This is a genomic window from Methylobacterium carpenticola (genome assembly GCF_042748905.1).
Lineage (GTDB): Bacteria > Pseudomonadota > Alphaproteobacteria > Rhizobiales > Beijerinckiaceae > Methylobacterium > Methylobacterium carpenticola.
Map to the genome: position 1 here is coordinate 698693 of NZ_JBHZEO010000001.1, position 22225 is coordinate 720917.

A 22225-nucleotide genomic window follows, 5' to 3' on the forward strand; every position below is an offset into this window, starting at 1 on the left:
GGGTTTGGGGGGCTCAGAACGCCGCGTGCGGCGGTGCGGGCACGCTGGCGGCGAGGGCGGTCGGGACGGAATGGGCGCGCAGACGCTCGAGCGGGGCGCGGCCGAACCGCAGGAACAGGACCGGCGTCAGCACCGCGTCGAGCAGCGTGGCGCTGATCAGGCCGCCGAAGATCGTCACCGCCACCGGGTGCAGGATCTCCTTGCCCGGGCTCGCCGGGTCGTGGAGCAGCGGCACCAGCGCGATCCCGGCCGAGAGCGCGGTCATCAGCACCGGGGTCAGCCGCTCCAGGCTGCCGCGGATCACCAGATCCCGGCCGAACGGCACATCCTCGTGGAGCGCGAGGTTCAGGTAGTGGCTGATCTTCAGGATGCCGTTGCGCGCCGCGATGCCGGTCAGGGTGACGAAGCCGATCATTGAGGCGATGCTGAGGGGCTGGCCGGCCAGCCACAGGGCGGCCACGCTGCCGATCAGCGCCAGGGGCACGTTGCCCATCACGATCAGCGCGAGCGCCGCGGAGCGGTAGCGGCTGTGGAGGATCGCGAAGACCAGGGCCAGGGAGAGCGCCGACAGGACCGCGATGGTCCGCGTCGCCTCCTCCTGGGCCCGGAACGTGCCCTCCAGCTGGGCGGTCACGCCCGGCGGCAGGGGCTCCTGCGCCACCGCCCGGCGGATCGCCGCCACGATGGCGGCCCGATCGCTGCCGTCGCCGGTATTGGCCTGCACCACGATGCGGCGGCGGGCATTCTCGCGCAGGATCTGGTTGGGGCCGTCCGTCTCGCGGATCTCCGCGACCTGGGCGGCCGGCACCCAGCCTGACGGGGTTTCGAGCAGCAGGTTCCCGAGGCCCGCGGTGGTGCGCTGCTCCTCCGGCAGGCGGATCAGCACGTCGAAGCGCCGGATCCCGTCGACCAGGGTGGAGACCACCCGTCCGTTGGACAGGCGGCTGATCTGGTCGGCGACCGCCGCGGGGGACACGCCGTAGAGGGCGGCGCGGGTGTAGTCGACGCGGATCTCCAATTGCGGGATCCGCATCTGCTTCTCCACCTGCAGATCGACGAGGCCCGGGATCGCGCTCATCCGCTCGCGCAGGCCCGCGGCGACGCGCCGGAGCGCGTCCAGATCCTCGCCGTAGATCTTGAGGGCGATCTCGGCGCGCACGCCCGACAGCATGTGGTCGAGGCGGTGCGAGATCGGCTGGCCGACATTGACCGAGACCGGCAGAACGGCCAGGCGCCGGCGGATCTCCGCCGCCAGGGCGTCCCTGGATCGGGCCGCGTCCTCCGTCAGCGCCACCTCGATCTCGGAGGCGTGGACGCCCTCGGCGTGCTCGTCGAGTTCGGCCCGGCCGGTGCGGCGGCCGACCGAGGCCACCCCGGGGATCTCCAGCAGCAGCCGCTCGGCGATCCGGCCGACCCGGTCGCTCTCGGCGAGCGAGATGCCCGGGTTGAAGGCCATGCCGACCGTGAAGCTGCCCTCGTTGAACGGCGGCAGGAAGGCCCGCGGCAGCTGCCAGGCGGCGATGCCCGCGGCGAGCACCGCGACCACCACCGTGGCGGCGAGTTCCCGCGGATGGCGCAGGGCCGCCCGCAGCAAGGCCGCATTGCCGCGCTTGAGCAGGGCCGGGAGGCGGCCGTCCCGCTCCTCCAGGCTCCTCAGCCCCGGCAGCAGCCAGGCGGCGAGCACCGGGGTCAGGGTGATCGAGGTCGCGAGGCTGGCCAGGATCGCGATGATGTAGGCCTGCCCGAGGGGGGCGAAGAGGCGGCCCTCGATGCCCGAGAGGGCGAAGAGCGGCACGAAGACCAGGATGATGATCAGCGTCGCGTAGACGATGCCGGAGCGGACCTCGCCCGAGGCCTCCACCACCACCCGATGGACGCTGCGCGGGCTGCCGGCCCGCCGGTTCTCGCCGAGGCGCCGGACGATGTTCTCGACGTCCACCACGGCGTCGTCGACCAGTTCGCCGATGGCGATGGCGAGCCCGCCCAGCGTCATCGTGTTGATGGACAGGCCGCAGAGGTGGAAGACCACGGCCGTGGTCAGGATCGACACCGGGATGGCGGTGAGCGAGATCACCGTCGTGCGCAGGTTGAGCAGGAACAGGAACAGCACCACCGCCACGGCGGCGATCGCCTCCAGCAGCACCCGCCCGAGCGTGGCGATCGCGGTCTCGATGAAGTCGGCTTGGCGGAACAGGATCCGGTCGGCCCGGATCCCGTCCGGCAGGGCGGGGCTCAGCTCCGCGAGCGCCTGCTCGATGGTGCGGGTGAGCGCGACGGTGTCGATGCCGGGCTGCTTCTCGACCGACACGATCACCGCCGGCCGGCCCATGGCGCCCGCCTCGCCACGCTTGGCCCGGGGGGCGAACGAGACCTCGGCGACCTGGCGCAGCAGCACCGGCGCGCCGTCGCGCGTGGCGACCACGAGGGTGCGCAGGTCGTCCAGGCTCATCGTGCGGGCGACGGCCCGGATCAGATATTCGCGGTCGTGCTGGTCGGTGAAGCCGCCGCCCGCATCGGTGCCGAACTGCGTCAGGGCGGCCTCCAGCTGGGCATTGGTCACGCCGAGCACCCGCATCGCTGCCGTGTCGGGCGCGACGCGGAACTGGCGCACCTCGCCGCCGATCGGGATGACCTGCGCCACGCCGGGAATGGCCAGCAGCCGCGGCCGGATCACGAAATCCGCCGCCTCGCGCACCGCCATCGGGCCGGCCTCCTCGCCCGTCACCGCGATCAGCAGGATCTGGCCCATGATCGAGGCGATCGGGCCCATCTGCGGGGTGACGGCGCGCGGCAGCCGGTCTTGCGCCAGCGCGAGGCGCTCGGCGACCTGCTGGCGGTTGCGGATCAGGTCGGTGCCCCAGTCGAATTCGACGGTGACGATCGACAGGCCGATGCCGGAGACCGAGCGCAGGCGGGTGACGCCCGGCAGTCCGGTCAGGCGGGTCTCGATGGGGACCGTGACGCGCTGCTCCACCTCCGGGGGCGCGTAGCCCTCGGCCTCGGTCATGATCGTGACCGTGGGCCGGTTGAGGTCGGGGAAAACGTCGACGGGCAGCGTGGTGGCCGTGAAGGCGCCGAGGAGCACCAGCACCAGCGACGCGGCGAGGACGAGCAGGCGGTGTCTCAGCGAGCGGCCGACGAGGAACGTGAACATCGGGCCGGCTCCTCAGCGCACCTGATCCAGGAGCTCGGCGCCCTGGCTGACCACGCGCCGCCCCGCCGCGAGGCCGGCGGCGACCAGCACGCGGCCGCCATCCAGCGGCTCGACGCGGACCGGGCGGGCCGCGAAGCGCTCGGCGGTGATGTGCTCGTAGACGACGTCCTGGCCGCTGCCGGTGCGCACGATGGCGGATCGGGGCAGGGCGAGCCCGCGCCGCTCGTCATCGGTGGCGGCGAGCACCGTGACGAACTGGCCGATCCGCAGGCCGCCGGTCCCGCCCGCGATCGCGAACTGAACCGGGATCGCCTGGTTGCGGTCCGCCAAGCCGGAGCCCCGCCCGATCAAGGGCAGGATGCGGCCATCGGCGAGGCGCGCGCTGGCGGCCTGCGTGGCTCCGAGGGCGTCGAAGCTCAGCGCCTCGACCCAGAGGCTGTTCGGGTCGATGATCCGGAAGACCATCTGGCCGGGGCTGGCCATCTGGCCGGCCACGGCCGCGGCCTCCGCGATCACGCCGTCGACCGGGGCCACCAGGGCCTCGGGCTCGGCGCGGATCGCGTCGAGGGCCGCGCGGCGGTCGCGCAGGCCCTTCAGCTCGTCGAGGGCCTCGTCCAGCTGGACCTGCGCGATGGTCCCGTTGGGTGCGAGCCGCCGGTAGCGCTCGACCCGCCGCTGCACGATCGCGATCTGCTGGTCGAGTTCGCCCTGGCGCTGGCGCATGTCGGAGAGGTCGACCCGCTGCACGGGCGGGGTCACGCGGGCGAGCACCTCGCCGGTCCGCACGGGCGCGCCGAGCCGCGGGAAGACGCCCGACGGGGGCGGGGACAGGCGCCCGCCGACCGAGGATTGCACCACCCCGCTGGCATTCGGATCGGCGATGATCCGCCCGGGAAGGCCGATCGTGCGGCGGTGGGGGCCGATCGCGGTCATGACGGTGCGGAGCGCGAGGAGGCGCTGCGTCGGCTTGGGCACGAACACGCTGCCGTCGGGCAGGCGCTGCGCCAGATCGCCCGCCGGCTCGTCGCCGGCACGGGGCGGCACCAGGGCGGCGGCGCCCTCCCGCGGCCCGTGATCCTCGTCGCCATGCGCGAAGGCGCTCGCGCTCAGCAGCACCGTCACGGCGACGGCGAGCACGGCGATCACCGGCCCCCGGCGCCCCCGCGCCAGCAGCGTGACGAGGCTGCCGAGCAGGAAGGCCCCGCCCGCCACCGCCAGCAGGGCCGGGTCCGCCCGCCCGGTGAGGCGGGGCCCGTGCGCGGCCGGCCGGGCGGCGGGCGGATCCGGCAGGTCCAGTGCCACCGGCAGCACGTCGGCGTCGCCGCCGGCCGTGATCGTGACCATCAGGTCGTAGCGGCCGGGCGCCCGCAGCCAGGGCGCGGGCAGCCGGTAACTGCCATCGGCGACGGGCGCCGCATCGGCCGGCCCGGCCGGGGTTTCGACGGTCAGCGTGGCCCCGCGCACCGGCTCGCCGGTCTCGAAGCGGTCGAGATGGAGGATCAGCGCGCCGTCGCCCGGCACCGCGACCAGCTCGAACGCCGTCGATGCGGCCTCGCCGCGCGGCGCGATGGTCCTCGAAACCGGTGGCGGGGGAGCGCCGTGGTCGTGCCCGTCATGCGCGTGAGCGGAGCCTGCGAGCAGGGGCGCCGCCACGGCCAGCGCGCGCAGCGCGGCCGTCCTGGGTGGGAACATGGGTGGATCTTTCGCCGATGGACGCGGGCGTTCTCCGCCGCGCGGGTTCCAAGCGGGGCCGCCGGAGGCATCCCTGCTCGGAAGGCGGTTCTTCGCATCATGGTCGCCGCCGAAGGGGTGAGCGCTCCGGCGAATGATGCTCAGGCGATCGATCTCGGAGGTCTGGGGAGGGTTTCCCGCGCGATGCCGGCCGGGAGCGGCTCGGCCGCCGCGATCAGGCGTGCGGCGGCGCCGGGCGCGGGCAGGGCCGGGAGCGGGAAGGGCACCATCATGCCGGGCATGCAGCAGGAGGGGCCCATGGCGCAGCAGACGCCGCCGCAGGGGCGTTCCGCCGGCCCCTCGGCCCGCGCTTCTGCCTTCGCCGGCCGGCCGGCCGGGATGGCCAGGGCTGTCCGGCCGACCACGGCCGTGACGGCCCCCAGCGTCTCCGGCGCCAGCCCGGCGGTGCGGGCCGCGGGGGCCGCCGGATGCGCGTGCCCCGCATGGGTGTGCCCCGCATGGGCCTGCGCCGCCGACGCGCCGAACGCCGCGGCGATCATCACGATCACCACGGCCATCAGGCGCGCGAGGGACAGCAGCGGCGGCATGCGATCACGCTAGCACGATCCGGCCCGGCCCGGAAACGGTGCCGCGGCCGCGGAGGTCGCCCGGGGAAGCGCCGCCGGGCATGATCTAGAGCGCTATCCGAGCGGGCTGAAACAGCTGGCGGGGTGATGGGTTGGTCGGCGAAGGAGAGCGCCGATGTCCTCAGCCCTGTCCGTCGATCTGCGTCAGCGCGTGGTCCATGCCGTCGAGGCCGGCGCGTCCCGACACCAGGCAGCCGAACGCTTCGGGGTCAGTCTGGCGAGCGCGAGCCGTTGGTGCGGGCAGTTCGCCCGTGAGGGTCACGTCGCCCCTAAGCCGATGGGCGGAGATCAGCGCTCGCACCGGATCGAGGCGCAGGCCGACCTGATCCTGTCGCTCTACGAGGCGAAGCCCGGCATCTACCTGCATGAGTTCCGTGCGGCTCTGGCCGAGCACGGCGTTGGCGTGGCCCAGAGCAGCCTCTCGCGCTTCTTCAAGCGCCACGGCATCTCGCGAAAAAAAGCACCGGCCACGCCGCCGAGCAGGAGCGGCCGGATGTGAGGGCCGCGCGCGAGGCGTGGTTCGAGGGCCAACTCGACCTCGATCCGGATCGCCTCGTGTTCATCGACGAGACCGCAGCCAGTACCGCCATGGCCCGCCGCTACGGGCGCGCGCCGCGCGGCGAGCGCTGCCGGATGAGCGTGCCGCGGGGTCATTGGAAAACCACCACCATCACGGCGGGCTTGCGCACCAGCGGCATCACCGCACCCTGGCTGCTCGACGGCGCGATGAACGGGCAAGCCTTCCGCACCTACGTGGCGGACGTGCTCGCCCCCACCCTCCAGCCCGGTGACACGGTCGTCATGGACAACCTGCCGGCTCACAAGGTCAGCGGTGTCCGCGAGCGCATCGAGGCCGCAGGAGCCCAGCTCCTCTACCTCCCGGCGTACTCGCCTGACTTCAACCCCATCGAGCTAGCCTTCGCGAAGCTGAAAGCTCTGCTGCGCAGCGCGGCGGCGCGAACGATCCCAGACCTCTGGGACGCCATTCGGCGCAGCCTGCAGCGCTTCGCCCGGGCTGAGTGTCGAGCCTACTTCGCCGCTGCTGGCTACGACGCAACCTGATCGGATGCCGCTCTAGCTGCGGGGCGGCGGAGGGCGTATGATCATGGAAAGGCACCCGGTCAGCTCCCGGATACGGGATCTGCCGGATTGTAACGCCGTCCCGGAGATCCGCCGCGTGGTTCGGCGCTCAGAACAGTTTCGCCTGCATCCGCCGGGTCGATCCGACTGATCCATGTGAATGTGCCGGGCGTCGGGGCAAGGGCCTATGCTGGGACGACCAATCGGCTTGTCCTCGGCATGATGCATCATTTCGTCCGCAAACTGGAACATTTCGTCCGGCTCTCGGGCGAGGACAAGGTCGCGCTGTCGCGCTTCGGTAGCGATATTCGCCAGTTCCGCGTCCGCGAGGACGTCATCCGCGAGGGCGACGCGCCGAAGGTTCTGCGGTTGATGATGTCCGGCTGGTGCTGCCGCTACAAGACGCTCGAGGACGGCCGGCGGCAGATCGTCGGCTTCTTCCTGCCCGGCGACCTCTGCGACCTCAACACCTTCATCCTGCGCGAGATGGATCATTCCATCGCGGCGATCACGCCCGTGACCCTGGCGCAGATCCCGCCGGACCTGTTCAACGAGGTGACGCTCGCTCATCCGCGCCTGCTCCAGGCCCTGTGGTGGGAGGCGCTGGTGCGGGAGGCGATCCAGCGCGAATGGACCGTCAATCTCGGCCAGCGGGACGCGCTGGAGCGGGTGGCGCATCTCCTGTGCGAGGTCTTCATCCGCCTGCGCTGCGTCGGGCTCACCGAAGGCAACAGCTGCGAGTTCCCCATCACCCAGGCCGATCTCGGCGACACGACCGGGATGACCACCGTCCACGTCAACCGCACGCTGCAGGAGATGCGCGCCCGCGGCCTGATCGTGCTCAAGGGCAAGACCCTGGTGATCCCGGATCTCGACGCCCTCCAGCAGGTCGGGCTGTTCAATCCCAACTATCTGCATCTGGAGCGCGAGGGGGCTCACCTCGACACCAACGAGGCGTGACGCGCCGGCCCTCGGGGAACGACCTCCGGGGAACGGTGCGGCGCGAGGCGGGTTGTCGTGCCCGGTGGGAGGCCGGGCGGCGGGCGGATGAGTCAGGCAGAGCGAATCACGGCGGGCCGGGAGAGCACCCTCGGTCTGATGCTCCAGGCGGTCCGGCAGGCATCGGACCTCGCGGTCATGGAACTCGAACTCCTGGCGATCGAGATCGAGCGCATCCGCCGCATGGCCGGCCGCGTCGGCTCGTCCTTCGGGGGCGGGCTCCTGTGCCTGTGCTGCGGGGCCTTCCTGCTCCTCGTGGCGGCGGTCAAGGCCCTGGCCTGGCTCACGGGATCGGAGGTGGCGGGCGCGCTGATCGTCGCCGCACCGTTCATCCTGGCCGCCGGGGGGCTGGGCTGGTGGGGCACGGCCAAGATCCGGTCCGTCGGCCGGCCCTGAGCACCCTATCCCACCCACCAACCCGGAGCCTGCTTGACCGGTTTTGCAGCTATCCTGCCCACGCCCTCAGGCCGAGGGCGAGAATAGGATCGATGGTCTGCTGAGGGCGGCTGCCGGGAGCAGTCCAACCGGTGAATTGCATCGGGCAAGTCTGCTCGGGGCTCCGGGCCGCCCGCGCTCAGCTGCGCAGGCCCGGCGCCTCCTGGCCGGTGCGCGCCACGTATTCCGTGTAGCCGCCCGGGTATTGGTGGACGCCCTCGGGCGTGAGTTCGAGCACGCGGTTCGACAGGGCGGCGAGGAAGTGCCGGTCGTGCGAGACGAACAGCATCGTGCCCTCGTATTGCGACAGGGCGGCGATCAGCATCTCCTTGGTGCCCATGTCGAGGTGGTTGGTGGGCTCGTCGAGGACGAGGAAGTTCGGCGGGTCGAACAGCATCTGGGCCATGACCAGCCGAGCCTTCTCGCCCCCCGACAGGACCCGGCAGCGCTTTTCGACGTCGTCGCCGGAGAAGCCGAAGCAGCCCGCGAGTGCGCGCAGCGAGCCCTGCCCGGCCTGGGGAAAGGACTGCTCCAGGAATTGCAGGATGGTCTGGTCGCCGCCCAGCACCTCCATGGCGTGCTGCCCGAAGTAGCCGAGCTTCACGCTCGCGCCCATCGCCACGCGGCCGTCGTCCGGCTGGGCGGTGCCGGTCACGAGCTTCAGGAGCGTGGACTTGCCTGCCCCGTTGATGCCGAGCACGCACCAGCGCTCCTTGCGGCGCACCGCGAAGTCGAGCCCGTCATAGATGGTGCGGCTGCCGTAGCGCTTGTGCACGTTCTTCAGGCTGACGACGTCGTCGCCCGAGCGCGGCGCGGGCTGGAACTCGAACGCCACCGTCTGGCGCCGCCGCGGCGGCTCCACGCGCTCGATCTTGTCGAGCTTCTTCACCCGGCTCTGCACCTGGGCCGCGTGCGAGGCGCGGGCCTTGAAGCGCTCGATGAACTTGATCTCCTTGGCCAGCATCGCCTGCTGGCGTTCGAACTGGGCCTGCTGCTGCGCCTCGTTCTGCGCCCGTTGCTGCTCGTAGAAGGCGTAGTCGCCCGAATAGGTGGTCAGGCTGCCGCCGTCGATCTCCACGATCTTGCCGACGATCCGGTTCATGAACTCACGGTCGTGCGAGGTCATCAGCAGCGCGCCCTCGAAGCCCTTGAGGAAGGATTCGAGCCAGATCAGGCTCTCGAGGTCGAGATGGTTGCTCGGCTCGTCGAGCAGCATGACGTCGGGGTTCATCAGCAGGATGCGGGCGAGCGCCACCCGCATCTTCCAGCCCCCCGACAGGGCGCCGACATCGCCCTCCATCATCTCCTGGCTGAAGCTGAGGCCCGCCAGCACCTCCTGCGCCTTGCCTTCGAGGGCGTAGCCGTCCAGCTCCTCGAAGCGCGCCTGCACCTCGCCGTAGCGCCCGACCAGCGCGTCGAGCTCGTCCGCCCGGTCCGGATCGGCGAGCGCCGTCTCCAGCGCCTTCAGCTCCTCGGCCACCGCGCTCACGGCGCCGGCGCCGTTCATCACCTCGGAGACCACGCTCCGGCCCGACATCTCGCCGACATCCTGGCTGAAATAGCCGATGCTGACGCCCCGGTCGGTCGCCACCTGACCCTCGTCGGGCTGCTCCTCGCCGGTGATCATCCGGAACAGCGTGGTCTTGCCGGCGCCGTTCGGTCCCACGAGTCCGATCTTCTCGCCCCGCTGGAGCGCCGCCGAGGCCTCGATGAACAGGATCTGCTTGCCGTTCTGCTTGCTGATTTTATCGAGGCGAATCATCGATCTGACGGTGTCGGGACAGGTGACCCGCCCTTACGCGAAGGGGCGCGGGAGCGGCAAGGGGCGGCCTGGCCGGGCAGGCATGCGCCTGGCTGCGCCCGCGACGTCTCAGGCCGCCTTGGAGGCGATGGCGGGCTGCCCGGCAAGCGACCGGTAGAGCGCGGTCGGGCAGCATTCGCGCCCCGCGACGTCCGTGATCCTGACGTCCCTGGCGCCGGAGCTGAGCAGCGACAGGCCCTGCTCGATGGCGTTCAGCAAGGAGCCGTGCTGAAACGCAACGACACGCTTGTTGTGAAGTACTCTGACTGTGAAACTCACGGACCTGACCCTAGACTTCAAGAATTTCTTATGGCGCCCGATCCCCGGATCGGCAGCGCGGGTGCCGTATCGGCGATAAATGTCGGGATTGTGGAGAATGTGGACAAGCTTACGACTTTATTTCTCAGTCTCGGGTGGCGCTCGTCGGATGGTGGAGTCGATCAGGCTCGGATGATCCGGATCACAGGCAGGGGCTCAGGCCGAGGATCGGGGCGTGGTTCGCCAGCGTGACCACGAGCGCGACGAGGCTCGCCCGCAGGGCGGCCCGGGCGAGGAAGCATCCGAGGCCGTCCTCCGGGCCGGACCGCGCGAGGCGGCGGCGCGTCCAGGCGGGGAGTGCGCCGATCAGGGCGAGATGGGCGCCGTTCCTATGAGGCCGGGGCCGCCGCGAGCAGCGGCGCGGCCGGGCGCATCCGCCGCGTCAGGGAGGCGCCGAGCCGCAGGGCTGGGCGCTCCACGATCAGGAAGGCGGCGGCGGCCAGGAGCGTCGCCGCGACCGCGGCGAGGGGCAGCAGGATCGGGGCGACCGCCGGTGCGAGGGAGGCCGCGCCCGCATCCTCGAAGGCGATGCTCAGCAGCACCCCATGCAGCAGGTAGAGGCCGAACGAGCACTCCCCGAGGACGCGCGCGCCCGGCGTCGCCAGGAGCCCGAACAGGGAATTGCCGCAGGCGACGCAGACGAAGAACAGGGCGAAGAGCGGCAGGGTGGCCCCGTAGGGGTTGCGTGCCCCCACGAGGCCGACCGCGAGCGCGAGGAGCGCGACGATGGCCGCGGGGCGCGAGCGAAGGGGACGGGCGAGGGCCTCGCGAGCGCGGATCTCGTGCGCCAGCATCCCGATGGCGAAGAGCGGCAGGAAGCGCAGCAGCGGGATCGGCAGGCCCGCCTCCCGCCCGAGGATGCCGATGGCCAGGAGCAGCACCGGCACCGTCCAGCTCGGCAGCCGTCCGCGGATCAGGTCCATCGCCAGCGCGCAGGCCGGGAGCACGCCGAGATAGAACAGCCACTCGTAGCCCAGGGACCACAGCACGTAGGCGTTGACGCGCCCGCTCTGCGCGTCGCCGAGCAGGGGCGGCTCGTCCCAGGCCGCGATCCACTGCGCCGCGGCGCCCGGGAACGCCGCGTCGAGCCCCCGCCCGGTGCGGGCCGCGATGACGGCCGTGACGATCGCCACCGAGACGGCGACGAGCGGGACGATGCGGAAGACCCGCATGGCGACGAGGCGGGGCCAGGGCGTCGCCCGGAACCCCGCCAGGATGCGCGGATAGAAGACGAGGCCCGTCACCATGAAGAACAGGGCCACGCCGCCCGCGCCGAGCTGCGCGAACAGGTTGACTTTGGGCACGGACCAGACGCCCCCGAGGCTCGTCGCCTGCATCCAGACCACGAAGTGATGGACGAGCACCGCGAGCGCGAGCAGGCCGCGCAGGCCGTCGATGCAGCCGATGCGCGCCTCCGCCGGCGGCAGCGGAAAGCTCCGGCGGGCCAGCAGGCCGGCGAGCAGGGTCGCGGCGAGGGCGGCCGCACCGGCGCCGGCCAGGATCGCGGCGATCGGATAATGCATCTGCTTGGTTTCTCCCCCGTACGATCCTTGTCCAGGCGGCCGGGATTGCCAAGCCTGGAAGGCGGGGCGGATCGGCGCGGGTGCCCAGCGACGCGGCGGCAACCAAGCCCGATCCCGGGACGTTGCTGGGGTCCGAAACGGCTCCGCAACAGGGGATCCCGTCATGTTGAACCGCATCGCCACCGCCGCCGGGCTCGTGGTGCTCACCACCGGCCTCGCACTCGCCCAGACGCCCGCGCCGACGGCGCCGGCTCCCACCACCCCGGCCGCTCCCGCGCCCGGCGACATGAAGGAGTGGCAGGCGGCGAAACTCGCCAAGATCAGCCTCGCCGACGCGATCGCGACGGCGGAGAGCCAGGGCGACAAGGGCCGCGCCATCGACGCCGATTTCGAGAAGGCCGACAGCAAGAACCCGATGCACTGGAGCATCAAGGTCGTCTATCCGGACGGCAAGCTCGTCGAGCACGGCATCGATGCCGACACCGGCAAGCTCTACAAGAGCGAGAACCAGCCGATCGAGCGCTACTTCACCCGCCTGAAGGTCAGCGATTTCCAGAACGCCACGGTCTCGCTGAAGGATGCGCTCGCCATCGCCGAGCAGAAGGCGGGCGGCGGCAAGGCCTACGAGGCCGAGGTCGAGCGGGACGGGCAGTCCGTGATCTACGAGATCTCCGTGGCGCTGGCCGACCGCTCGCAGGAGGTCAAGGTCGGGCCGGACGGCAAGGCGGTGGGCGACTGACCGGCCGGCGGAGACCCGCCCGCGCGGGCCTCACCCAAGGGAACAGGTGGCTCGTACCCTCGTTGATCGCCGCAACCTCGGAGAGACTCATGGTCGATACCAGCAGCATCAAGGAACACATGCCGGTCGTGGGCTCGGATGGCGGCCATGTGGGGACGGTGGATCATCTCGACGGCCAGCGCATCAAGCTGACCAAGACCGATCCGGATGCCGGTGGCCATCACCACTTCATCCATCTCGACTCCGTCGCGGATGTCGCGGGCGGGCAGGTGCGCCTGAACCGCACGACCGCCCAGGCCAAGGACGAGTGGGCGACCGCGTAGAGCGCGGTCCTCCAACCGAGCCCGGCGGTCCATCGGGCCGCCGGGCCTCGCGCACGGGCTCCGGGGGGGCCAGGCCCGGCACGGCCACCGCCCGGCGCGATGGTGTGTCGGCTCCACAGATCAGCAGAGACAGGCCGCCGCGGACCGTATGACGTAAGGATACGATGAGGCCTCTGCCTAACCCGCGCGGGTTAGTCTGATGGATCGAGTTGTCAGGTCCTGTGAACGCTCCATAGGATACTGAGCGCTCGGTGACCGGATTGGTATCGGCGGCCGCGCTGCCTTGCCGTAGTGGCATATCGGCTGTCCATCCGGAGCGGAAACGATCATGTCAGACATCGAGCCGCCGCGTATCCTCATCGTCGACGACGACCGGCTGATGCGGAACCTGATGCGCGAGATCCTGATCCGCGGCGGTTTCCGGGTGATCGAGGCGGAGGACGGCCAGACGGCGCTCGGCCTGCTCGAGACGCTCTCGGGCCTGCGCGTCCTCGTGACCGACTGGCACATGCCCGGCGGGGTCGATGGCGGGCGCCTCGCGGTGCTGGCGCTGCGCCGCCGTCCCGAGCTGCGGGTGATGATGGTGTCGGGCGCCCAGCCGCAGGGCGGCGACTTCGCGGCCGTCGCCCGCTTCCTGCCCAAGCCCTTCATGGCCTCGGCGCTGCTGCGCGAGGTCGGCCGGCTCATCGACGCCCCGCGGGTGATCGGCCCCGTCGCCTGGGCGCGGCCGGCCGCCGCGACGTCGCATTGAGGGCGGCGCGCCGCCCTCGCGCCGGCGCGATCCGTCAGGCTGCCGAACCCAGCCCTGCCCGGATCTCGGCGCGGAAATCGTCGATCGGCACCAGCCGGCCGCCGCGCTCCGTGTGCCAGAAGGTCCAGCCGTTGCAGGCCGGCAGGCCCTGGACCAGGGCGCCGATCTTGTGGATCGAGCCGCAGGCCGGTCCGGCGCTGATCGTGCCGTCGGGGCGCACCAGCGCCTTGAAGCGGCGGCGCTCGTCGGTGAGCTGGCTGCCCGCCTGGATCAGCCCGGCTTCGAGCAGGGTGAGGAACGGCACCCGCGGCTCGGCGCGCTTGGCGGGCGCCGTCAGCAGCGCCGCCGTCGAGAGCGGCTCCACCGCGGCGATCCGCGCCCGGGCGGCCTCGGCGTAGACGGTTTCGCGCTCGATGCCGATGAACCGGCGTCCGAGGCGCTTGGCCACCGCTCCGGTCGTGCCGGTGCCGAAGAAGGGATCGAGCACCACGTCGCCGGGATTCGAGGCGGACAGGATGGTGCGGGCGAGCAGCGCCTCGGGCTTCTGCGTCGGGTGCAGCTTGCGCCCGTCCTCGCCCTTCAGGCGCTCCTCGCCCGTGCAGAGCGGCAGGAACCAGTCCGAGCGCATCTGCAGGTCGTCGTTGCCGCCCTTCAGCGCCTCGTAGTGGAAGGTGTAGCCCTTCTGGGCGCTGCGCGAGGCCCAGATCAGGGTCTCGTGGGCATTGGTGAAGCGCTTGCCGCGGAAGTTCGGCATCGGGTTGGCCTTGCGCCACACGATGTCGTTCAGGATCCAGAAACCAAGATCCTGCAGCGCGCTCCCGACCCGGAAGATGTTGTGGTACGAACCGATCACCCAGAGGGTGGCGTTGGGCTTCATCACCCGGCGGCAGGCCTGGAGCCAGTGGCGGGTGAAGGCGTCGTAAGCCTCGAAGCTCGCGAACTGGTCCCAGTCGTCGTCGACGGCGTCGACAGCGCTCTGGTCCGGCCGCAGCAGCGACGCGGCGCCGAGCTGGAGGTTGTAGGGCGGATCGGCGAAGACGAGATCCACGCTCGCAGGCGGGAGCGCATCGAGGGCGGCGACGCAGTCGCCGACGATGACCTCGTCGAGGGGAAGACGCGGGACGGATGGGACGAGACCCATCCGCGGCGCCGACGCAGCACGCCCGGTACGCGAGACCTGTTTCCGGGCGGCGGCGCCGGCGACCGCGGTACGCGGGGAAGCCATGGCGAACACCGGTTACGCGACTGACAAGCGGGACCATGGCCCGATCAGGGTAAAGGCACGGTTGCCTGCGGAAACAAAAGTCGTCTCGAATTGGGGCTGCAGTTTTTGCCGGGTGCCTCCGGCTCCCCGCGCGAAGACTGAAAATCCTAATAAACCGTAAACCAGCCCTAAGTTTTCACGAATAGTCCCGAATCCCCCGAGCAACGGTCCAGTCCAGGCCGCGATCGGTGGCCGGAATACGGGTGTGTAACGCCGGTCATAGTTTCGTCCGTTTCTTGCTCCATTGATTCCCGCACATCAACAATCATGGAATGCGGGATGAACAACGGTCTTGCTGGGCGTCGGTCGGTTGCGGCGTGTCTCGGGGGCGCTCTCGCCCTGGTCGGCCTGTGCGAGATGGGAGCCGTCGGCAGCGCCGCGGCCCAGACCGGCGGGGCCTCGTGGTATGCCTCCGGTCGGCGCACGGCGAGCGGCGAGCGCTTCAACCCCGACGGCCTCACGGCGGCCCATCGCAGCCTGCCCTTCGGCAGCCGGGTGCGGGTCACCAACACGGCGAACGGCCGCTCGGTGGTGGTGCGCATCAACGATCGCGGTCCCTTCGCGCATGGGCGCATCATCGATCTCAGCCGCGCCTCCGCGCGCGCCATCGGCATGGGCGGCGTCACGCGCGTCGCCCTCGAGCGGGTCGATTAAGGACGCGCACCGATCGCCGCGGAGCCGGCGGCCCCTGTCGCACGTTCAGCTTTCTTGGAACCGTCACGCTGGTTATGGACGACTCTCCCGGGCGGCGGCGTCCGGTGACCGTCCGCGGGCGGCGGACGCGAAGGAACTGACGCGATGGCGAAACCCCTGGTCGTGGTGATCCCACACCAACTCGGATTGGCCGAGGCGCACCGGCGTCTCGACGATGGGATCGGTGAAGCGAAGGCCCTGCTCCAGAAGGCGGGCCTGAGCATGGCGGACGCATCCTGGGAGGGCGAGCGCCTGTCCTTCGTGGTCGGCGCCCTGAACCAGAAGGTGGACGGCCACATCGACGTGGCGGCGGATTCCGTGCGCGTCGAGGTGAATCTGCCGCTGATCCTGTCGCTCTTCGCCAACAAGGTGCAGCAGGCGATCGGCCAGAACGGCGTCAAGCTCCTCACCAAGAAGTAGCCGGAACTCCTGCGGCAGGATCCGGTTGGCTCGGGACATCCAGTCAGGAGCATCCCGATGGCCAATCCCGGATCCCCGCCGGACCAGCCCACCGATCCCGTGCCGCCGAGCCCCGCTCCCGGCCCCGGCGGCCCGCCGACCACGGTGCCGCCCGAGGCGCCGGGCGACCGGCCGGTGGAGATTCCGGTCAACGATCCCGGCAGCTCGCCGGTGGTGACCCCGGATCCGGCGCCGGCCGGCCCGGCCAATCCCACCATGTGATCCGCTGTCCGGAAGCGATGGTCCGGAAAGCGGATCGCAAGCCTGCGCGGCGCGGAGCAAGGCTCCGCACCGCTCGGCGATCGCCGAGCGGTGCGGAAACCGAATGAGGCGGCAGGATCGGCGGGAAGTGCGCGAGCGGCTTTTGCCGGAGGCCGCGCGCTGCCATAAGCCGGCCATGGCCGCTCCCCCGCTCCTCACCCTTCAGGACGTCGCCCTCACCTTCGGCGGCACCCCGCTCATCACCCAGGCGGATCTCGCCATCGCGCCCGGCGAGCGCGCCTGCCTCGTCGGCCGCAACGGCTCGGGCAAGTCCACGCTCCTGCGCCTCGCCGCGGGTCTCGCGGAGCCCGACCGGGGCGTGCGCTTCCTCCAGCCCGGCGCCACGGTGCGCTACCTCGCGCAGGAGCCGAGCTTCGCGGGCTTTGCCACCACGCTCGCCTTCGTGGAGGCGGGCCTGGGGCCGGGCGACGAACCCTACCGCGCCCGCTACCTGCTGGAGAGCCTCGGGCTCACCGGCGAGGAGGATCCCGCCCGCCTCTCGGGCGGCGAGGCCCGCCGCGCCGCCCTCGCCCAGGCGCTGGCGCCCGAGCCCGACATCCTCCTCCTCGACGAGCCGACCAACCATCTCGACCTGCCCGCCATCGAGTGGCTGGAGGCGGAGCTGAAGGGCACCCGCTCGGCCCTGGTGCTGATCAGCCACGACCGGCGCTTCCTCGAAGCCCTGTCGAAGGCGACGATCTGGCTCGACCGGGGCGTGACCCGGCGGATCGAGCAGGGCTTCTCGGCCTTCGAGGCGTGGCGCGACGCCTTCTTCGAGGAGGAGGAGCGCGAGCGCCACAAGCTCGAGCGCAAGATCGCGGCGGAGGAGGATTGGCTGCGCTACGGGGTCACCGCCCGGCGCAAGCGCAACGTCAAGCGCCTCGCCGGCCTGCACGACCTGCGCCGCCAGCGCCGGGAGCATCGCGGGCCGGTGGGCAGCGTCAGCATGAATGCGGGCGAGGCGGAAGCCTCCGGCACGCTGGTGGCCGAGGCCGTCCAGGCCTCGAAATCCTACGAGGGACGGCCGATCGTCCGCGACCTGTCGCTGCGCATCCACCGGGGCGACCGGCTCGGCATCGTCGGCCCCAACGGGGCGGGCAAGACCACCCTCGTCAACCTGCTCACCGGCAATCTCGCTCCCGACGAGGGCAGCGTCCGGCTCGGGGCGAACGTGACCCTCAACCTCCTCGACCAGCGCCGCGCCGCCCTCGACCCGGCCCGCAGCGTCGCGGAGGTGCTCACGGGGGGCGGCAGCGACACCGTGACGGTGGGCGGGCAGAGCCGCCACGTCATCGGCTACATGAAGGACTTCCTGTTCGCCCCCGAGCAGGCGCGCACGCCGGTCGGCGTGCTCTCGGGCGGGGAGCGCAACCGCCTGCTGATCGCCCGGGCGCTCGCCACGCCGGCGAATCTCCTCGTCCTCGACGAGCCGACGAACGATCTCGACCTCGAAACCCTCGACCTGTTGCAGGAGATGCTGGCGGATTTCTCCGGCACGCTGATCCTGGTGAGCCACGACCGCGACTTCCTCGACCGGGTGGTGGATACGGTGCTGGTCTCGGACGGGGACGGGCGCTGGACGGCCTATGCGGGCGGCTATTCCGACATGGTCGCCCAGCGCGGCACCGGGGTGCAGGCGCGGCGCGGCGCATCCAGGACCGCGGAAGGCAAGACGGCGGAAGGCAAGACGGCGGAGGGCAAGTCCGTGGCCCCGAAGGCGCCCCGGGCGGAGCCCGCCGCGCGCCGCCGCCTCGGCTTCAACGAGCAGCACGAACTGAAGACGCTGCCGGGCCGGATCGCGGCCCTCGAGGCCGCCGTGCAGAAGCTGCGCACCGCGATCGCCGATCCGACGCTCTACGCCCGCGATCCCGCGCGCTTCGAGACCATCTCCCGCGGGCTCGCCACCGCCGAGACCGATCTCGCGGCGGCCGAGGAGCGCTGGCTGACCCTGGAGATGCTCCGGGAGGAGTTGGGGGGCTGATCCTCAGGAGAGGGCCCGGAGAGGACCAGTCTCCGAATCGGGAACCTTGGGGCAGACCGAAACGGTCCGTCCCCGCCCCGCCGCAAACACGCGATGTCAGGTCTTCCCCGGGGTCTTTTTCTATGCCGGCGAATCATCGCAACCATCCGCTGGACTGATTCCGGGGTCTCTGCTGGTCGATCGAACTCAAGCGGCCGGTCGCAACGGTCCATCCAGCCATCGAATCGGTGTGATGGCCCCAAGCTGGGGCAAGATTTCGTTGCCCGGGTGCAACAATGCGGCGGAAAGCCGGCCGTGGTCCTGCCGGGCAAGCGGAACAGTGTTGATCGGCCCGTGAGCCTCCCGCATGGTGCCTCTGCGCCGGACACAGCGTCCGGTGCGGTTCGGCCGCTGCCCCGTGCGGGAGGGCTGAGTCGGCGGGGATAAGAGTGGCGTGGGTCGGATCCCTCCGGGTCCGGGTGGCACAGTCGTTCACCCCAAGGGTCTCGAAACTTTGGAGGTCTCGATGAGGCTCGTGAAGAGCTTACTGCTCGGGTCTGCGGCTGGTCTGACGGTCGTGGCTGGGGCGCAGGCGGCCGATCTGCCGGTCAAGAAGGCAGTGCCGGTCGAATACGTTCGCATCTGCTCAACCCACGGCGCCGGCTTCTTCTACATCCCGGGCACCGATACCTGCCTGCGCGTCGGCGGCCGCGCCCGCTTCGAGGCGACCTACGTGCAGCCGATGCTGCGCTCGGCGGGTGACACGACCGGCTATCGCGGCCTCGGCCGTCTCAACCTCGACGCCCGCACGTCGACCGGCTACGGCACCCTGCGCGCCTTCGTCCGCTTCGAGCTCGCCAGCCGCACCGGCGCCTTCTTGAAGTCGGGCACCCAGGAGCGCATCGCCAACGCCTTCTCGGCGACCGGCATCGACACCACGACCCGCGCTCAGCAATACGTGAACGTCGACAAGGCCTTCATCCAGTTCGCCGGCCTCACCGCCGGTCGCGCGGCCTCGTTCTTCGACTTCTACGCCCACGACTTCGAAATCAACGCCCTGACCCTGGGCTCGGACGTCGCGTCCACGAACCTGCTCGCCTACACGGCGACGTTCGGCCAGGGCTTCTCGGCCACGATCTCGATGGAAGATCCGATCTTCCGCAAGACCCCGATCTTCGGCACGGTCGGCACCACGACGACGGCTCCGGGCTACATCGCCCCGACCAACGTCGCGCCGGTCCTGGTTCCGGGCGCTGTGGGCGGCTTCGCCAACGTCGACGTGATCCAGCGTTCGCGCATGCCCGACTTCGTCGGCGCCCTGCGCTACGACGCCGCCTGGGGCTCGGCCCAGATCTCGGCCGCCGTCCACGAGCTGAACGTCGGCGCCTTCGCCGTCAACACCGTCACCGTCGCCCGTCCGTCGAACGAGTACGGCTGGGCCGTGCAGGGCGGCGTGAAGGTCAACCTGCCCTTCATCGCGGCCGGCGACGCCCTCTACCTCCAGGGTGCCTACGGCGAGGGTGCCAACCTCTACACCGGCTACTCCTCGTACAACGGCAGCTACACGCCGTCCGCGAGCCCGATCGCCGGCACCATCACGGGCTGGTATTCGGACGCGATCCTCGACCCGGTCTCCGGCAAGCTCGAACTCTCGAAGAGCTTCACGGTCACCGCCTCGTACCTGCACTACTGGGCTCCGGAGTGGCGGTCGGCCTTCTTCGGCAGCTACGGCGAGATGAGCTTCAACAAGACCGCCCGCACCAACAGCGCGCTCTTGAACGTGGGCGGTCTCGTCAACCCGGTGACGGCGACGGCGGGCCTCGCGGCCTTCGCGCTCAGCCCGACCGCGCGTGACACCAACCAGATCGTCGCGGGCGCGAGCCTGATCTGGTCGCCGGTGAAGGATCTCGATATCGGTGTCGAGGGCCTCTACGTCCGCCAGGCGCTCAACAACGGCCGCGTGCTCGACCCGAACAAGGTCCAGGGCGTGAACCTGTCGACGGTCACGGCGGCGCAGCTCGCGACGCTGCCGACCGTGAACGCCACCGACACGTTCCAGGTCCGCATGCGCGTGCAGCGCGACTTCTAAGTCGCCCGCATTCCAGCCTCCTATCGCGGAGCCCCGGCGTCTCGCCGGGGCTCTTCGCGTTCGAGGACTTGATATTGGGGGCGCGATATTGGGGGACTTGGCGTATTGGGGGACTTGGCGTCCGGGGGCGTGCCTTGCTTGGGCCCCAAACGCGGCGCAGGTTTCCATCGGCGCATCCAGTCTCGCGCGTCGTCTTGAGGTGCATGCGTGTCGGTTCGTGCGATCGGCTGGCTCGCCGGCCTTCCTGCTCTGGCGGCGCTCGGCGTCGCCGCGGTCCATCTGGCGGAGCCGCGCCTCCACGGGGCGCTCACGGCGCCCGCCGAGGCGGTTGCCGCCGCCACCCTCGGCGAGACCGGGGAGCCCTGGCTGCGGGTGGAGCGGCGCGGGCGCGATCTCGTCGCCCTCGGCGATGCACCCACCGACCCCGAGCGCGAGGCCGCCCTCGACCGCCTGCGCGAGATCCCCGGCATCCGCCGCGTCGTCGACCGACTCGGCACCGTGGCCGAGCAATCCCCCTTCGTCTGGTCCGCCCAGCGCCGCTCGCCCGAGCGCATCGATCTGCGCGGCTACCGCCCGGCCGAGATGCGGCGGGCCGAGATCGAAGGCCGCCTCGCACAGGCCCTGCCGGACGGCGTGGCCGTGAACGACGCGGCCCGCGCCGCCCGCGGCGCGCCGGCGGGCTTCGCGGAGGCCGCCGCCTTCCTGGCGGGGCAGGCGGCCCGTCTCGCGCCCGGCGGCACGGCCGGCCTGCGCGACCGCACGCTGACCCTCGAGGGCGAGGCCGCCACGGTCGAGGATTACGAGGCGGTGCGCGCCACCCTCGCGGCGCTCCCGGCGGGGTTCGATCTCGGCCCGGTCGCCCTCGCTCCGGCCCTGGTGAAGCCCTTCACGTGGTCGGCGACGCGCCGTCCCGACGGCAGTATCCGGCTCGACGGCTACACGGTCTCGGACGCTGACCGGGCCGCGGCCCTGGCGGCGGCCCGCGCTCTCGCGGGCGGGGCGCCGGTGGAGGACGCGATGCGCACCGCCCGCGGCCTGCCGCCCGGCGTCGAGTTCCGCGCCCTGATCGACCGCGCCTTCGCGGCCCTCGCCCTGGTGCGCGACGGATCGGTCGCGCTCGACGGGGCGGCCCTGTCGGTCCGCGGCGCGGCCATCGACGCGCAGGCGGTGCAGGAGGCCGACGCGCTGACCACCGGCAGCCTGCCCGAGGGCCTCGCTCCCGGCCGCGTCGAGCTGACGGCGAGTCCGATCCGGCCCTACGGGGTGACGATCCGGCGCGATGCCGAGGCGGTGACGCTCACCGGGCACCTGCCGGATGCCCAGACGCGCACGGCCCTCCTCGCGACCCTGCGGCCCCAGCTCTTCGGCGAGCGCATCGTCGACCGCAGCCGGATCGCGGACGGAGCGCCCCCGGGATTGCTCGCCGCGCTCCAGGCGGCTGCGCTACCCCTCGTGCAGCTCGCCCGCGGCGAGGTCACGGTCACCGACCAAGTGCTGCGGCTCTCCGGCGAGAGCCTCTATGCGGAGAGCGCCCGCCGGCTCCGTGCGAGCGCCGAGCGTCTGGCGCCCGCGGGCTGGCGCGCCGAGGTGGCGGTGCGGGCCAAGGACGAGGTGGTGACCGGGGACGCCACCACCTGCCGCAGCGCCTTCGCGGAGCGGATCGAGCCCCGCGCCGTCCGGTTCACCCCCGGCAGCACCGATCTCCAGCCCGATTTCTACGCGACGCTCGACGATCTCGCGGCCCTGGCCCGGACCTGCCCCGGCGCCCGCATCGAGGTCGCGGGCCACGAGGATCCGCCCGGCTCCGCCCCGGCTCCGAAGCCGCCCGCCCCCAAGCCGGCCCTCGCCAAGTCGGCCAAGCCGCCCAAGGGCAAGACCAAGGGCAAGGAGGCCGAGGCGCCGCCCCCCGAGCCGGAGATGCCCGACGTGACCCTGCCGCAGCGTCGGGCCGCCGCCATCGTCGACTACCTGCTGAAGGCCGGGGTTCCGGCCGACCGGGTCGTGGCCGTCGCGGGCGATGCCCAGCGCCGCGCCGTCGCCTTCGCCCTGCGCTCGTGA

The 22225-nt window shown here is 71.5% G+C and carries 19 protein-coding genes; 12 read left to right on the forward strand and 7 right to left on the reverse strand.

All coding sequences use genetic code 11. From position 1 onward, the window contains the following. Window positions 1–13: 13 nt before the first annotated feature. From ACE101_RS03340 to ACE101_RS03350, 3 genes are all read right to left on the reverse strand, one after another. Complete coding sequence (locus ACE101_RS03340; RefSeq protein ID WP_379126125.1) at window positions 14–3154, reverse strand: efflux RND transporter permease subunit; 3141 nt, start codon at window positions 3152–3154, stop codon at window positions 14–16. Window positions 3155–3166: 12 nt separating this feature from the next. Further along, a complete protein-coding gene (locus ACE101_RS03345; RefSeq protein WP_379126126.1) occupies window positions 3167–4846 on the reverse strand; it encodes an HlyD family efflux transporter periplasmic adaptor subunit in 1680 nt (559 codons plus the stop codon). Between the two features lie 140 nt (window positions 4847–4986). Beyond that, complete coding sequence (locus ACE101_RS03350; protein WP_379126127.1) at window positions 4987–5433, reverse strand: hypothetical protein; 447 nt, start codon at window positions 5431–5433, stop codon at window positions 4987–4989. Between the two features lie 154 nt (window positions 5434–5587). Here ACE101_RS03350 and ACE101_RS03355 point away from each other — a divergent pair. The 3 genes from ACE101_RS03355 (at window position 5588) to ACE101_RS03365 (ending at window position 7947) form a co-directional block, all read left to right on the forward strand. Further along, window positions 5588–6534 (forward strand): IS630 family transposase gene (locus tag ACE101_RS03355; protein ID WP_379126128.1). Its coding sequence is split into 2 segments (ribosomal slippage): window positions 5588–5924 and window positions 5924–6534, totalling 948 coding nucleotides; the frame shifts between segments, so codons are not numbered across the junction. 240 nt (window positions 6535–6774) lie between these two features. Further along, window positions 6775–7512, forward strand: a complete 738-nt coding sequence (locus ACE101_RS03360; protein WP_379138454.1) for a Crp/Fnr family transcriptional regulator — start codon at window positions 6775–6777, stop codon at window positions 7510–7512. 138 nt (window positions 7513–7650) lie between these two features. Beyond that, complete coding sequence (locus ACE101_RS03365; protein ID WP_379126129.1) at window positions 7651–7947, forward strand: phage holin family protein; 297 nt, start codon at window positions 7651–7653, stop codon at window positions 7945–7947. Between the two features lie 178 nt (window positions 7948–8125). Here ACE101_RS03365 and ACE101_RS03370 read toward each other — a convergent pair whose 3' ends face one another. The 3 genes from ACE101_RS03370 to ACE101_RS03380 all read right to left on the reverse strand — a co-directional run bounded on the left by ACE101_RS03370 (window position 8126) and on the right by ACE101_RS03380 (window position 11628). Continuing rightward, the gene (locus ACE101_RS03370) at window positions 8126–9748 is read right to left on the reverse strand and encodes an ABC-F family ATP-binding cassette domain-containing protein (RefSeq protein WP_379126130.1); all 1623 of its coding nucleotides are present in this window, start codon (window positions 9746–9748) and stop codon (window positions 8126–8128) included. Between the two features lie 108 nt (window positions 9749–9856). Then, on the reverse strand, window positions 9857–10006 hold the full coding sequence (locus ACE101_RS03375) for a hypothetical protein (RefSeq protein WP_379126131.1): 150 nt from the start codon (window positions 10004–10006) through the stop codon (window positions 9857–9859). 428 nt (window positions 10007–10434) lie between these two features. Further along, window positions 10435–11628 carry an acyltransferase family protein gene (locus ACE101_RS03380; protein ID WP_379126132.1) on the reverse strand — a complete coding sequence of 398 codons (1194 nt, stop codon included), beginning with the start codon at window positions 11626–11628 and terminating at the stop codon, window positions 10435–10437. Between the two features lie 163 nt (window positions 11629–11791). On the opposite strand from ACE101_RS03380, the gene ACE101_RS03385 reads away from it, so the two are divergent. The 3 genes from ACE101_RS03385 (at window position 11792) to ACE101_RS03395 (ending at window position 13441) form a co-directional block, all read left to right on the forward strand. Then, window positions 11792–12367, forward strand: a complete 576-nt coding sequence (locus ACE101_RS03385; RefSeq protein WP_379126133.1) for a PepSY domain-containing protein — start codon at window positions 11792–11794, stop codon at window positions 12365–12367. Window positions 12368–12456: 89 nt separating this feature from the next. Continuing rightward, on the forward strand, window positions 12457–12690 hold the full coding sequence (locus tag ACE101_RS03390) for a DUF2171 domain-containing protein (protein ID WP_379126134.1): 234 nt from the start codon (window positions 12457–12459) through the stop codon (window positions 12688–12690). Between the two features lie 328 nt (window positions 12691–13018). Then, window positions 13019–13441 (forward strand): response regulator, encoded by a 423-nt coding sequence (locus ACE101_RS03395; protein WP_379126135.1) that lies wholly within the window; start codon window positions 13019–13021, stop codon window positions 13439–13441. Window positions 13442–13475: 34 nt separating this feature from the next. Here ACE101_RS03395 and ACE101_RS03400 read toward each other — a convergent pair whose 3' ends face one another. Further along, window positions 13476–14666 (reverse strand): site-specific DNA-methyltransferase, encoded by a 1191-nt coding sequence (locus ACE101_RS03400; protein WP_379126136.1) that lies wholly within the window; start codon window positions 14664–14666, stop codon window positions 13476–13478. 318 nt (window positions 14667–14984) lie between these two features. On the opposite strand from ACE101_RS03400, the gene ACE101_RS03405 reads away from it, so the two are divergent. The 6 genes from ACE101_RS03405 to ACE101_RS03430 all read left to right on the forward strand — a co-directional run bounded on the left by ACE101_RS03405 (window position 14985) and on the right by ACE101_RS03430 (window position 22225). Beyond that, window positions 14985–15359, forward strand: a complete 375-nt coding sequence (locus tag ACE101_RS03405; protein WP_379126138.1) for a septal ring lytic transglycosylase RlpA family protein — start codon at window positions 14985–14987, stop codon at window positions 15357–15359. Between the two features lie 144 nt (window positions 15360–15503). Beyond that, window positions 15504–15818 (forward strand): polyhydroxyalkanoic acid system family protein, encoded by a 315-nt coding sequence (locus ACE101_RS03410; RefSeq protein ID WP_379126139.1) that lies wholly within the window; start codon window positions 15504–15506, stop codon window positions 15816–15818. Window positions 15819–15875: 57 nt separating this feature from the next. Continuing rightward, the gene (locus tag ACE101_RS03415; protein ID WP_379126140.1) at window positions 15876–16079 is read left to right on the forward strand and encodes a hypothetical protein; all 204 of its coding nucleotides are present in this window, start codon (window positions 15876–15878) and stop codon (window positions 16077–16079) included. Window positions 16080–16254: 175 nt separating this feature from the next. Further along, entirely contained in the window at window positions 16255–18099 is a 1845-nt protein-coding gene (locus tag ACE101_RS03420) for an ABC-F family ATP-binding cassette domain-containing protein (protein WP_379126141.1), read from the forward strand. Between the two features lie 505 nt (window positions 18100–18604). Continuing rightward, complete coding sequence (locus tag ACE101_RS03425; protein ID WP_379126143.1) at window positions 18605–20167, forward strand: porin; 1563 nt, start codon at window positions 18605–18607, stop codon at window positions 20165–20167. Window positions 20168–20374: 207 nt separating this feature from the next. After that, window positions 20375–22225, forward strand: coding sequence for an OmpA family protein (locus ACE101_RS03430; RefSeq protein WP_379126144.1), 1851 nt, complete (start codon window positions 20375–20377; stop codon window positions 22223–22225).

Coding starts and splice junctions, on each gene's coding strand:
- ACE101_RS03390 (WP_379126134.1), top strand. CDS start 12,457: ATGGTCGATACCAGCAGCATCAAGGAACACATGCCGGTCGTGGGCTCG.
- ACE101_RS03350 (WP_379126127.1), bottom strand. CDS start 5,433: ATGCCGCCGCTGCTGTCCCTCGCGCGCCTGATGGCCGTGGTGATCGTG.
- ACE101_RS03410 (WP_379126139.1), top strand. CDS start 15,504: ATGGCGAAACCCCTGGTCGTGGTGATCCCACACCAACTCGGATTGGCC.
- ACE101_RS03420 (WP_379126141.1), top strand. CDS start 16,255: ATGGCCGCTCCCCCGCTCCTCACCCTTCAGGACGTCGCCCTCACCTTC.
- ACE101_RS03345 (WP_379126126.1), bottom strand. CDS start 4,846: ATGTTCCCACCCAGGACGGCCGCGCTGCGCGCGCTGGCCGTGGCGGCG.
- ACE101_RS03360 (WP_379138454.1), top strand. CDS start 6,775: ATGCATCATTTCGTCCGCAAACTGGAACATTTCGTCCGGCTCTCGGGC.
- ACE101_RS03395 (WP_379126135.1), top strand. CDS start 13,019: ATGTCAGACATCGAGCCGCCGCGTATCCTCATCGTCGACGACGACCGG.
- ACE101_RS03405 (WP_379126138.1), top strand. CDS start 14,985: ATGAACAACGGTCTTGCTGGGCGTCGGTCGGTTGCGGCGTGTCTCGGG.
- ACE101_RS03340 (WP_379126125.1), bottom strand. CDS start 3,154: ATGTTCACGTTCCTCGTCGGCCGCTCGCTGAGACACCGCCTGCTCGTC.
- ACE101_RS03415 (WP_379126140.1), top strand. CDS start 15,876: ATGGCCAATCCCGGATCCCCGCCGGACCAGCCCACCGATCCCGTGCCG.
- ACE101_RS03370 (WP_379126130.1), bottom strand. CDS start 9,748: ATGATTCGCCTCGATAAAATCAGCAAGCAGAACGGCAAGCAGATCCTG.
- ACE101_RS03365 (WP_379126129.1), top strand. CDS start 7,651: ATGCTCCAGGCGGTCCGGCAGGCATCGGACCTCGCGGTCATGGAACTC.
- ACE101_RS03385 (WP_379126133.1), top strand. CDS start 11,792: ATGTTGAACCGCATCGCCACCGCCGCCGGGCTCGTGGTGCTCACCACC.
- ACE101_RS03380 (WP_379126132.1), bottom strand. CDS start 11,628: ATGCATTATCCGATCGCCGCGATCCTGGCCGGCGCCGGTGCGGCCGCC.
- ACE101_RS03400 (WP_379126136.1), bottom strand. CDS start 14,666: ATGGCTTCCCCGCGTACCGCGGTCGCCGGCGCCGCCGCCCGGAAACAG.
- ACE101_RS03425 (WP_379126143.1), top strand. CDS start 18,605: ATGAGGCTCGTGAAGAGCTTACTGCTCGGGTCTGCGGCTGGTCTGACG.